Source organism: Morganella morganii H1r (genome assembly GCF_000633515.1).
GTDB classification, from domain to species: domain Bacteria; phylum Pseudomonadota; class Gammaproteobacteria; order Enterobacterales; family Enterobacteriaceae; genus Morganella; species Morganella morganii_B.
Genome location: NZ_AYMP01000025.1, coordinates 33,044 through 44,696, shown reverse-complemented (window position 1 = coordinate 44,696; position 11,653 = coordinate 33,044). Strand labels below are relative to the sequence as shown.

General features: G+C 51.6%; 12 protein-coding genes. 3 read left to right on the top strand and 9 right to left on the bottom strand.

Going from position 1 to position 11,653, the window contains the following annotated elements; genetic code table 11:
- Positions 1 to 6 precede the first annotated feature (6 nt).
- From proB to gpt, 4 genes are all read right to left on the bottom strand, one after another.
- Positions 7 to 1,110, bottom strand: a complete 1,104-nt coding sequence (proB, locus tag U868_RS0115485) for a glutamate 5-kinase (protein ID WP_025154088.1) — start codon at positions 1,108 to 1,110, stop codon at positions 7 to 9.
- Positions 1,111 to 1,204: 94 nt separating this feature from the next.
- The gene (gene crl, locus U868_RS0115480) at positions 1,205 to 1,606 is read right to left on the bottom strand and encodes a sigma factor-binding protein Crl (RefSeq protein WP_205275520.1); all 402 of its coding nucleotides are present in this window, start codon (positions 1,604 to 1,606) and stop codon (positions 1,205 to 1,207) included.
- A 68-nt stretch (positions 1,607 to 1,674) separates the two neighbouring features.
- Positions 1,675 to 2,922: an esterase FrsA gene (frsA, locus tag U868_RS0115475; RefSeq protein ID WP_025154086.1), complete on the bottom strand. Its 1,248-nt coding sequence runs from the start codon at positions 2,920 to 2,922 to the stop codon at positions 1,675 to 1,677.
- A gap of 9 nt (positions 2,923 to 2,931) precedes the next feature.
- Positions 2,932 to 3,390, bottom strand: coding sequence for a xanthine phosphoribosyltransferase (gene gpt, locus U868_RS0115470; RefSeq protein WP_025154085.1), 459 nt, complete (start codon positions 3,388 to 3,390; stop codon positions 2,932 to 2,934).
- A gap of 268 nt (positions 3,391 to 3,658) precedes the next feature.
- On the opposite strand from gpt, the gene pepD reads away from it, so the two are divergent.
- Positions 3,659 to 5,119 carry a beta-Ala-His dipeptidase gene (gene pepD, locus U868_RS0115465; protein ID WP_025154084.1) on the top strand — a complete coding sequence of 487 codons (1,461 nt, stop codon included), beginning with the start codon at positions 3,659 to 3,661 and terminating at the stop codon, positions 5,117 to 5,119.
- Between the two features lie 54 nt (positions 5,120 to 5,173).
- Here the strand turns inward: pepD and dinB are convergent, their stop codons facing one another.
- Entirely contained in the window at positions 5,174 to 6,229 is a 1,056-nt protein-coding gene (gene dinB / locus U868_RS0115460; RefSeq protein ID WP_025154083.1) for a DNA polymerase IV, read from the bottom strand.
- A 213-nt stretch (positions 6,230 to 6,442) separates the two neighbouring features.
- Here dinB and U868_RS0115455 point away from each other — a divergent pair, with 213 nt between their 5' ends.
- Together U868_RS0115455 and U868_RS0115450 are read left to right on the top strand one after the other, a co-directional pair.
- Positions 6,443 to 7,294 carry a glycerophosphodiester phosphodiesterase family protein gene (locus tag U868_RS0115455; protein ID WP_025154082.1) on the top strand — a complete coding sequence of 284 codons (852 nt, stop codon included), beginning with the start codon at positions 6,443 to 6,445 and terminating at the stop codon, positions 7,292 to 7,294.
- Between the two features lie 320 nt (positions 7,295 to 7,614).
- The gene (locus tag U868_RS0115450) at positions 7,615 to 8,388 is read left to right on the top strand and encodes a hypothetical protein (protein ID WP_240182727.1); all 774 of its coding nucleotides are present in this window, start codon (positions 7,615 to 7,617) and stop codon (positions 8,386 to 8,388) included.
- A gap of 68 nt (positions 8,389 to 8,456) precedes the next feature.
- Here U868_RS0115450 and nqrM read toward each other — a convergent pair whose 3' ends face one another.
- From nqrM to nqrE, 4 genes are all read right to left on the bottom strand, one after another.
- Positions 8,457 to 8,687 (bottom strand): (Na+)-NQR maturation NqrM, encoded by a 231-nt coding sequence (nqrM, locus tag U868_RS0115445; protein ID WP_036411953.1) that lies wholly within the window; start codon positions 8,685 to 8,687, stop codon positions 8,457 to 8,459.
- 15 nt (positions 8,688 to 8,702) lie between these two features.
- Positions 8,703 to 9,740: an FAD:protein FMN transferase gene (locus U868_RS0115440; protein ID WP_025154080.1), complete on the bottom strand. Its 1,038-nt coding sequence runs from the start codon at positions 9,738 to 9,740 to the stop codon at positions 8,703 to 8,705.
- 74 nt (positions 9,741 to 9,814) lie between these two features.
- Positions 9,815 to 11,041: an NADH:ubiquinone reductase (Na(+)-transporting) subunit F gene (gene nqrF, locus U868_RS0115435; RefSeq protein ID WP_004238760.1), complete on the bottom strand. Its 1,227-nt coding sequence runs from the start codon at positions 11,039 to 11,041 to the stop codon at positions 9,815 to 9,817.
- 15 nt (positions 11,042 to 11,056) lie between these two features.
- Positions 11,057 to 11,653 (bottom strand): NADH:ubiquinone reductase (Na(+)-transporting) subunit E, encoded by a 597-nt coding sequence (nqrE, locus tag U868_RS0115430; RefSeq protein WP_004237852.1) that lies wholly within the window; start codon positions 11,651 to 11,653, stop codon positions 11,057 to 11,059.

Here is an 11,653-nt window from a genome sequence, read left to right as displayed (position 1 = left end):
ATATCCTTAACTGACAATCATATCGTCGCGGTGAACCGCCACTGCGCCGTATTCGTAACCTAAAATCGTGCTGATTTCCTGTGACTGCCGTCCGGCAATCAGGCGCAGCGCATCACTGTTATACCGGCAGACACCGTGTGCCAGATCGCGCCCGCTCAGGGTGCGGATACGGACAACCTCACCACGGGAGAAATTGCCGTTAACAGTACGGATCCCGCTCGGCAGCAGGGAACTGCCCTTCTCTTTCAGGGCCTTCTCCGCGCCGTCATCCACAATGATTTCGCCGGCAGGCGGTGCCCCGAAGATCCACTGCTTGCGCGCTTCCATCGGCGCTTTTTTCCCGAAGAAACGGGTGCCGACCGGAATATCATCAATCACATCACAAATCACCCCGGCGCGATCACCGGCGGCAATAATGACATCAATCCCCGCACGGCCTGCGACAGTTGCGGCCTGGAGCTTGGTGGCCATTCCGCCGGTACCCAGCCCGGAAACACTGTCCCCCGCAACACTGCGCAGTTCGTCACTGATATCATGCACTTCAGAAATCAGGGTGGCATCCGGGTTGCTGCGCGGATCAGCAGTATACAACCCTTCAATATCGGTCAGCAGCAGGAGCTTATCCGCCCCGCCGAGGATCGCAGCCAGCGCGGAGAGGTTATCGTTATCCCCGACTTTAATTTCTGCTGTGGCGACCGCATCATTTTCATTAATGACCGGCACGATACCGTTATCCAGCAGCGCGGTCAGGGTGTCACGGGCATTCAGGAAACGCTCGCGATCTTCCATATCCGCACGGGTCAGCAGCATCTGACCGATATGGATACCGTAAATAGAAAACAGGCGCTCCCATAACTGGATCAGGCGGCTCTGGCCGACCGCAGCCAGTAACTGTTTGGACGCAATGGTGGCGGGGAGTTCGGGATAACCGAGGTGCTCACGCCCGGCGGCAATCGCCCCGGAGGTCACAATAATAATACGGTGTCCTTTTTCATACTGCTGCGCACACTGCCGGACCAGTTCAACAATCCTGGCCTGATTTAAATGTCGTGATCCGCCGGTCAGCACACTTGTGCCCAGTTTGACAACCAGCGTTTGGCTGCTATTCATTGCGTTCTACCATTCATTTTGCGGGATAAAAAAAGATGACCTGTTTTAACAGGTGATGCGCGTCATGCCAACCGGCACAACGCAAAACCGGACATTAATCCGGCTGCTTTCCGGGGGGCGGTGATACCGGTGACGGGGTCAGAGACAGATCCAGCTCCTGAAGAACGGCCTGTAAGCGGGGATAAAAATCAGTCAGGGTTTTGCTGACCGCATCACGGGTCTCATTGTCAGACAGGGATTTTTCCTGCCAGAGCCCTTTTTTATCAAATACCCCGGTATGGTATTCAGAGACAAACCCGGTTTCCTGCGGGATCAGCGTCAGCCACCAGCCAAAAAACTCCCGTTTTTCCGGCGCGACACCCGCATTCACACACACCGCCAGGCAGTCAAAAAAATAGTGACCCTCCTGACACTGCGGCTCACGGATATACGGACCCAATGCAGTGAAACATCGCAGCAACCTGCCGTGTGTGTAATCTGAAACCAGTGCCATCATTAAGCCTCCTTTCAGCGAAGGCTTAGTTGTAGCAAACAGACAGGAATTATCAATGATTTTTATGCTGTTCAGGATAAAATTCCGGTGAGCCACCGGGTGGCCTCATCCAGCGATTTATGAAAAGTGTCAAAAACCGGGGTATGGCCGAATTCCAGCAGCTTACCGTCAGCACTGGAACGGACTATCAGCTCCGATTCACTTTTCGGACTGAACACATCCTCTTTCCAGCACATGCTCAGCACCGGCAGTGAACAGCGGCGGCCGAGCAGCCCCTGATTTTTCAGAGACAGGCAGCCGAGCCGGGTGCGGACAGTATCAAGATCAGTACAGCGGGCCGCAGTACGGCTGGCCAGCACATCCATATACATGCCGGGAATTTTATCCTGCCGCTGCGGGCTGACAAACAGATCATGCACCACCGGCCCGAACAGCACGGCTCCCCGCAGCTGATGTGCGGACAGGTATGCCATGCGCATTGCCACATTGGCACCGAAACGCAGCCCCATCACCGCCACACGGGTGTGGTCAATCCACGGCACATTGCGCAGCTGATCCAGCACCTGCTGGTGCATCAGGCTGCTTTCCTGGCCTAAAGTCTGTTTTGAGGAGTAACCGATTGACGGCATATCCAGCGTCAGCAGTGCAATTCCCTGCGGTGCCAGATAATCACGGAAGTAGCGGCAATAATCACTTTGCAGATTATCCAGACTGCCGCACATCATCACCACCGGAAACGCACTGTCTTTCCCCGGCGGGAGGTGCAGGAAAGCGCAGATGTTTCCGCCGCTCTCCATTTTGAATTCAATTTTTTTCAGTTCATATGCGGCAAAGCGGGCGGAGTTTTCATACGCCTGATTTGCCAGAACGGTAGCCTGATCCGCCAGCTCATCCCCTTTTAAATGAGGATATCCCGCAATACTGTACAGATTTGCGGCAAGCAGCCAGGCTTCACAGGCTTTTTCGCCGGATTCAAATTCCAGCGCTTTGCGCTGCCACAACATCGCCTGCTGAGACCATTCATAAGCCCAGTTACCGCGGCGGTAGCCGATCACCGTATCCAGCAGGGCATCATCACTGCGGGGGGCATCAGATGCCGCTATCCGGCTGAGAACCTCTTCGGTTTCCAGCGGCGGGATCCCCCGCCAGGCCCACATTAAGCGGTTAATCATGCGATACCAGCCCGGATGTGTACATCCGCTCAGGACGCTGCCCCTGACTTCTTTTACCCCGGAACGGGTAAAGTTCACCAGTGCGGATGTCTCAGGGTGTTTGATTTTCGGCTTAAACAGTTTCTCTGACAGGTTCTGTTGTGTCATGGCATTCGCTTACTGATCGCAGATGGGTTTAACAAAACTGACGGTCATATCCCACGGCTGTTCGATCCAGGTATCCTGCGGGATATCAATCACATAATCGTCAACCAGCGGACGACCGGCCGGTTTGGCAAAAATAGTGACGAAATGCGCTTTCGGATACATATCGCGGATCATCTGAGCGGTACCGCCGGTATCCACCAGATCATCAACAATGATAAATCCTTCACCGTCACCGTCGGCTTTTTTCAGGACTTTCATATCGCGCTGATGATCGTGATCATAGCTGGAAATGCAGACAGTATCCACATGGCGGATACCCAGTTCACGAGCGAGTAAAGCACCCGGTACCAGACCACCGCGGCTTACGGCAATAATGCCTTTCCATTGTTCGGTTGGCATTAAACGCTGTGCCAGTTTACGGGCATGCATTTGCAACATATCCCACGTTACGACGTATTTTTCGCTCATATCAGATTGATCCCGGCTTGATGATTTACAGAAAAGAGTCTTTTTTGCGGAAAAAAGGTTGCGCGAGATTATAGTGACTTGAACCGCCAAAGACCAGAGCATCTGACAAATTCATCATAATTCCCTGTTATGACACACGCACTTTGTGTGAGAATTTGCTATTCTCCGGACATCGGATATTCGCGACCGCTCATTTTAAACAGCGTTACCGGCCGCCTTCGGGTATCCTCCCCCTGATAATGAAAAATGCAGTAACAGGAGATCGAACGTGTCTGAACTATCACAATTATTTCCGCAGCCGCTGTGGGATATTTTTGCCAAAATCTGCTCTATTCCTCATCCGTCCTACCACGAAGAGCAACTGGCTGCACATATTATTGAATGGGCAAAAGAAAAGGAATTCCACGTTGAACGCGACAGCGTCGGTAATATCCTTATCCGCAAACCGGCCAGTAAAGGCCTGGAAAACCGCAAAGCGGTCGTTCTGCAGGCTCACCTGGATATGGTGCCGCAGAAAAATAATGATACCGCACACGATTTTGAAAAAGATCCGATTCAGCCATATATCGACGGCGACTGGGTAACCGCGAAAGGCACCACATTAGGGGCGGATAACGGCATCGGTATGGCCTCCGCGCTGGCGGTGCTGGCTGACGATTCTGTCAAACACGGGCCGCTGGAAGTCCTGCTGACCATGACAGAAGAAGCCGGGATGGACGGTGCATTCGGTCTTCAGCCTGGCTGGTTACAGGCGGATATTCTGATCAACACCGACTCCGAAGAAGAAGGCGAAATTTACATGGGCTGTGCGGGCGGTATTGACGTCACCACCACCCTGGCACTGAGCCGCGAAGCCGTTCCGGCCGGTTACAGCACCTTCACCCTGACCCTCAAAGGTCTCAAAGGGGGCCATTCCGGCGGCGATATTCATCTGGGCCTCGGCAATGCCAACAAATTACTGGCCCGTTTCCTGGCCGGTCACGCCGCAGAACTCGGTGCGCGTCTGGTTGATTTTCAGGGCGGTACACTGCGCAACGCGATTCCGCGTGAAGGCCACATCACCCTGGCAGTACCGGCAGATAAAACCGCTCAGCTGACATCACTGGCGCAAACCTTTGAAGCGCTGCTCAGAGAAGAGCTGGCGCAGAAAGAGAAAAACCTGGTCGTCACCCTGGAAGCCGTAACCGCCGCTCAGGGCGTACTGACCGCCGATGTGCAGTCCCGTTTTATCAATATGCTCAATGTCATGCCGAACGGTGTGGTCCGCATGAGTGACGTGGTTCCGGGCGTGGTCGAAACCTCACTGAACGTGGGTGTGGTGAAAATGAGCGATGACCGTGTGCAGGTTATCTGCCTGGTACGTTCTCTGATTGAATCCGGCAAATCCTCGGTGGTCAGCATGCTGACCTCGCTGGCGGCACTGTCCGGCGCAGAGATTGTTGCCGAAGGCGGTTATCCGGGCTGGCAGCCGGATGCGGACTCTCCGGTCATGCATCTGGTCAGCGAAACCTATCAGCAGCTGTTTGATAAAACCCCGAACATCATGGTGATCCACGCCGGCCTTGAGTGCGGTTTATTCAAAAAACCGTATCCGGACATGGACATGGTCTCCATCGGGCCGACAATCACCGGTGCTCACTCGCCGGATGAACAAGTGCATATCAAGAGTGTCGGGCAGTACTGGCAGTTACTGACCGCTATCTTAAAAGCGATCCCGGAAAAAGCATAACAACGCCATTCAGTTCAGCGGCGGGATAACTATCCCGCCGTTTTTATATGTGATTCAGAACCCGAGCAGCAACTGCCGCTCAAGCTGCGGATCGCGCAGTGTCACATGCAGCCCCACCAGCCGCACGCCGCGCCCTTCCCGGCGGCTCTCCCAGGCAAGTTCCGCCGTTTTCAGTAAATCCGCTTTATCCAGCACCTGATGGACATGTTCCTGTGTGGTCTGCTGAAAATCCGCAAACTTCAGTTTAATGCCCTGACGGGCGATCCGCAGATCCGGTGACACTTTTGCCAGACGGCGCTCCAGCTCCGGAAACAACTCATCAATAATCGTCTGACACTCATCCCACGAAGCAATATCTTCCGCCAGCGTCCGTTCGATGCCGACAGATTTCCGTTCCCTGTCCGGACAAACCGGTCGTTCATCGGTACCGTGACTGCGCTGCCAGATGATCTGCCCGAACTTTCCGAACTGTTTCAGCAGCAATATCTGATCATAATGCTGCACATCCCGGCAGGTCTCCAGCCCGAGGTCAGCCAGACGCTTTGCCGTCACCTTTCCCACACCGGGAATTTTGCGCAGCGGCAGTGACAGCACAAAATCCGTCACCTGCTCCGGCGTGATAATATACTGTCCGTCGGGTTTATTCAGATCAGACGCGATTTTGGCAAGGAATTTTACCGGAGCCACGCCGGCAGAAGCGGTCAGTCCCAGTTCGGAAAAAATCGTTTTGCGGATCGCTTCCGCTATCAGTGTGGCAGAGCCCCGGCACTGCGGGCTGTCCGTCACATCAAGATACGCCTCATCCAGAGACAGCGGTTCAATCAGTGAGGTATAACGGGCAAAAATCGCATGCAGATGGCGGGAGGTGGTTTTATACAGCTCCATCCGCCCCGGGATCACTTTCAGATGCGGACACAGCAGCAGTGCTTTTGCCGTTGACATCGCGCTGTGTACCCCGAAGCGCCGCGCCGGATAGTTAGCGGTCGCAATCACGCCGCGCCGGTCGGAACTGCCGCCGATAGCCAGCGGAATATCGCGCAGACGGGGGTCGTCACGCATTTCAATCGCCGCATAAAAGCAATCCATATCAATATGAATGATTTTACGCATCCGCCTCTCCTGCTCACCAATAATACTGTTTGAATATACAGTTAAAATCACTGTAATTCAAATTAGTTAATCTGCTTATTATTCACCACACCAATCAGTGGGCTGAAATTTGCAAGTTTGTCCTTTTTTTCTGTGATTACATCCGGTTGTCATGTTACTCCGCTACAACAGCATGACATCACACCTGGTCTCTTTCTTTTTGACGGACGAATTATGAAAAAAATACTTTCAGCCCTTTTCCTGAGTGGCATTGTTATGACAGCCCATGCAGCACCGCAAATTATTGCCCACCGCGCCGCCACGGCGGATGCCCCTGAAAACACCCTTTACGCTATCGATAAAGCGCTGGGTAACAAAGCCGATGCCATCTGGATCACCCTTCAGCTATCAAAAGATAACCAGGTCGTGTTATACCGCCCGTCTGATCTGAAATCCCTGACTGACAAATCGGGTCCGGTTTCCGGTTACAACGCCGCAGAGCTGGCACAGACCGATGCAGCCCGGGATTATAATCAGAAACATAAAACCCATATCAAAGCCTCGGTTCCGGCACTGGATGCCGTCCTGAGCCGTTATCCGGATACCTTTTTCTATCTCGATATCAAATCTCCGGACGCCTCACCGGCAGTTTTCGCACAACAGCTGGATGCAGTTCTGACCCGTCATAAAGCCAAAAACCGTGTCCGCGTCTATTCAACCGGGCAGGATTATCTGGCTGCTCTGCCGTCATCAATTCCCGTATTTGAAAGCCGTGATACCACCCGCAATGCACTGGCCGGCAGCCTGATCACACATACCTGTGACCTGGCGGATAATCCGCAGCCGCGCTGGTATGGCTTTGAACTGCACCGTAACGTGGATGTGGTTGAAACCTTCACACTGGGTGAAGCCCGCTCTCCGGTTGTGCTGACATGGGATAAAACCGCGATGGATTGTTTCCGCAAAAATAATAAAGACCGGGTTATTCTGTTCGGCATTAAAACACCCGCCGATTTACAGCTGGCAACAGAACTGGGGGCAGATGGTGTGATGGTCGATTCCCTGCTCAATATGAAAATTAAATAATTAATCAGCGTGTTATTACGGGTAAACTTACCGTGCTGAAAAATAAGAGTGAAACCGGATATATTGTCAATTTCACTCTTATTTACTGCCTTCCGCCTTCCCCTGCCAGCCTGCATAATATTTTATAACTTCAACAAATCTCATTAATTATAGTAATTTATTTATCAGGTCACTTTTGTTATAACTATAAGAAACATCCGGGAGACCATGCGGTGATAAGCAACCTGTTTTTCGATTTACATTCACCACCAAAATCCTTCATTGTTTTTACAGGATTCTTCTTTCTGTTATTCAGCGTTTATTCTTATGCAGGCTGCGATGTGTATTCAGATGAAACACGCAGCAGCAACTTTATTATTCTGGGTGCCGGTATGATTAACGGCCCGGTAAAATCTGTCACCACAACAGCACATTCCCCGGACAACAAGAACGGCAATATTATGATTAACGGGCAATATGACCTGACGCCGTGTGGTGAACTGAGTTACTTTTCGCTGGAAGTCACCGAGCACTATCCGGGGTTACAGAACCGGATGTATTCCGAAGGTAAGATGACAGAACAGGGTTATAGCTTATTATTCACGTCACAAATACATGGCAGCGGAAAAGCCCCTGTCACACTGATCCATGCCCGCAGTCACCTTTTCTATAATCATCAAAAACAAATCGTCCGTGCCGAATCTGAAAGTAACAGCGGCGGTAATACTCAAAAGTCGCATATGGAAACCGATTTTTTTTATGAGAATGGTTTGATTACACACGCCGTATCAAAAGGTGATTCCGCAGACACCGGCGGCGAAATCCGTTACGACTGGCGTCAGGATCGGCAGATAAATGCAATTATGTCACGGAGTAACGGGCTTCCTCAGCTGAACTATGAATTTTCATATGATGATGAGGGGCAGGTTATCCGGCAGACACAGACGCAGCACACGCCGCTGGGCAGGGTAAAAACCATCTATATCTGCCAGCAGACAGATATCTACGGAAATTGTGAAAAAGCACTCTGGCAGAGTATCTCTGAAGGGAATCAGGCCAATAATATTATTGTGATAAATACCGCTATTGTGACATCAGACTATCGTTATTACTGATTCCGTATTGCTGTCCTGCCATTAATAAACAAAGGCGCGTTAACGCGCCTTTGTTATATCTTACGAATCTATACAATCCGGTTTTTATTCAGTTTTTCTTCGCGGGCAGCTTCACGTGCCATCCGTTTTTTCCGGGCATCACACGGTTCGGGACAGTCACAGACTTTCTCGACACCAATGCTGCTCAGCCCGCCGCAACTTCCCTGAATGCTCTTGCGCTTAATGATATAGCCGAGAGACATTCCCAGAAACGCGACCAGGAACAGGATAAAGGTTGCGATAAATACTTTTATCACCATATCAGCCACCTCCTTTTATTTTTGCTGCAAATAGGGCTTAAATGCCTCACTGTAGCGTTCTTCAAATCCCTTATCTGTTTTGACAATCATAAAGACAGGGATATTTTGTGCATTCGCCACTTCAAGGCCGCGCTCCGGCCCGAGCACATTCAACCCGGTAGAAAAACCATCCGCACTCATGCAATTATCCGCAATAACGGTTATCGATACCAGATTGTGGTTAATCGGACGTGCTGTTTTCGGATCAATGGTATGTGAGTAGCGGACATTATTTTCTTCAAAATAATTCCGGTAATCCCCGGATGTCGCCACAGAGGCATTACCCGGCTCAATAATTTCCTGTGCAGACTGGCTCAGCCCCTGTGACGACGGTTTTTCAATCGCAATGCGCCACGGCTTTCCTTTGCCGTTAATACCCTGCGTCCGGACTTCACCGCCCACATCCACCATATAATTGCGGATATTCTGTGATTCCAGGTATTCCGCCACCGCATCCACCCCGTAACCTTTGGCAATCGAGGACAGATCGACGTACAGTTCCGGTACAGTCTTAATCAGATTATTGCCTTCAACCTTCAGTTTATCAATTCCGGTCCACTGACGGCGGGTTTCAATATCCTGCTCTGTCGGTACATGGGTCACCCGTCCTTCCGGGCCAAATCCCCATAAATTGACCAGCGGGCCGACCGTGACATCCAGCGCACCGTCTGTCAGCCCGTTAATGCGGATAGCCTCACGAACCACTTTTGCCGTCGCGGCAGAGACGGGAAACGGCGTATTCACCTCACGGCTCTGATTAAAACGGCTGAGTTCAGAATCCGGCCGGTAGGTGGACATCTGGTCATTAACTTCTTCCAGCACCACATCAATGCCTTTCTGCAGTGATTCCGCCGGAGGATCTTTTTGATCAGCAACATATTTTATCGCGTAATAGGTACCCATCGTTTTGCCGTTCAGGGTGACCTGCTGTGCTTCCGGTGTGTTATCACCGCACGCGCTCAGTAACAATGCCATCAGCGCCAGCGGCAGAAAAGCCTGTTTTATTTTTACCATACACAATCCAGTCTGATTTCAGATCATCTGCGCCCACAGGTGTGGGCGCAGTTTCATGATAACAAGGGCGGAAATCAGCCGCCGAAGTCATCCAGCATAATGTTTTCGTCTTCCACACCCAGATCTTTGAGCATCTTGATCACGGCGGCGTTCATCATCGGCGGCCCGCACATATAGAACTCACAATCTTCCGGTGCCGGATGATTTTTCAGGTAATGCTCATAGAGAACATTGTGAATAAACCCGGTATATCCGTCCCAGTTATCTTCCGGCAGGGCATCAGACAGCGCCACGTTCCAGGTGAAGTTTTCATTTTCAGCCTGAAGCTGGTCAAAATCTTCTTCATAGAACATTTCACGTTTTGAACGCGCACCATACCAGAAAGACATCTTGCGTTTGGAATGCAGACGCTTGAGCTGATCGAAGATATGCGAACGCATCGGTGCCATCCCGGCACCACCACCGATAAAGATCATTTCCGCATCAGTATCTTTCGCGAAGAATTCCCCGAACGGCCCGGAAATTGTCACTTTATCACCCGGTTTCAGTGACCAGATATAAGAGGACATAATCCCCGGAGGGGCATCCGGTACACGCGGAGGCGGTGTGGCGATACGCACGTTCAGCATGATAATGCCGTGCTCTTCCGGATAGTTCGCCATGGAGTAAGCACGCACTGTCGGCTCTTTCACATCAGACACATAACGGAACAGGTTGAACTTGTCCCAGTCCTCGCGGTATTCCTGCGGCACATCAAACTCATCATAGCGGACCACATGCGGCGGACATTCAATCTGAATATAACCACCGGCACGGAACGGCACACTTTCGCCGTCAGGAATTTTCAGTTTCAGCTCTTTAATGAACGTCGCTTTGTTATCATTGGAGATAACTTCGCACTCCCATTTTTTCACCCCGAAGATCTCTTCCGGCAGCTCAATTTTCAGATCCTGCTTCACATTCACCTGACATGCCAGACGGCAGCCTTCACGCGCTTCGCGCTTGTTAATGTGCGACATTTCTGTCGGCAGAATATCACCACCGCCTTCTTTGATCTTCACACGGCACTGGCCGCAGGTGCCGCCGCCGCCGCAGGCCGAGGAGACAAAAATCCCCTGACCGGACAGCACATTCAGTAATTTGTCACCGGCCGGTGCGTCGAAGCTTTTCTCCGCATCACCGTTGATTTCAATCTTAACGTCCCCTGTGTTCACCAGTTTTGATTTTGCGAACAAAATCAACGCGGTCAGCGCCAGAACAATCAGGGTAAACATTGCCACGCCTAAAATAACGATATCCATAATTGCGTTTCACCCTTATAACTGTACGCCGGAGAAGGACATAAAGCCCAGAGCCATCAGTCCGGTGGTCACGAATGTGATCCCCAGCCCTTTCAGGCCGGCCGGTACGTCAGAGTATTTCATCTTCTCGCGGATAGCGGCCATCAGCACAATCGCCAGCAGCCAGCCGATACCGGAAGCAAACCCGTAAACCACAGACTCCGTAAAGTTGTAGTCACGCTGCGCCATAAAGGACACACCACCGAAAATCGCACAGTTTACCGTGATTAACGGCAGGAAGATCCCCAGCGCGTTATACAGTGCCGGGAAATAGCGATCCAGAATCATCTCCAGAATCTGTACCAGCGCCGCAATGACCCCGATAAAGGTAATGAAGTTGAGGAAGCTTAAATCCACGCCTTCCATCAGCGCGCCGTCGCGCAGCAGCAGGTTGTACACCAGGTTGTTTGCCGGAACCGAAATCCCCAGCACCACGGTAACCGCCACGCCGAGACCAAACGCCGTTTTGACGTTTTTCGATACCGCCAGAAACGTACACATCCCGAGGAAGAAGGCCAGCGCCATATTTTCAATAAACACTGCCCGCACAAAGAGACTGATATAATGTTCCAT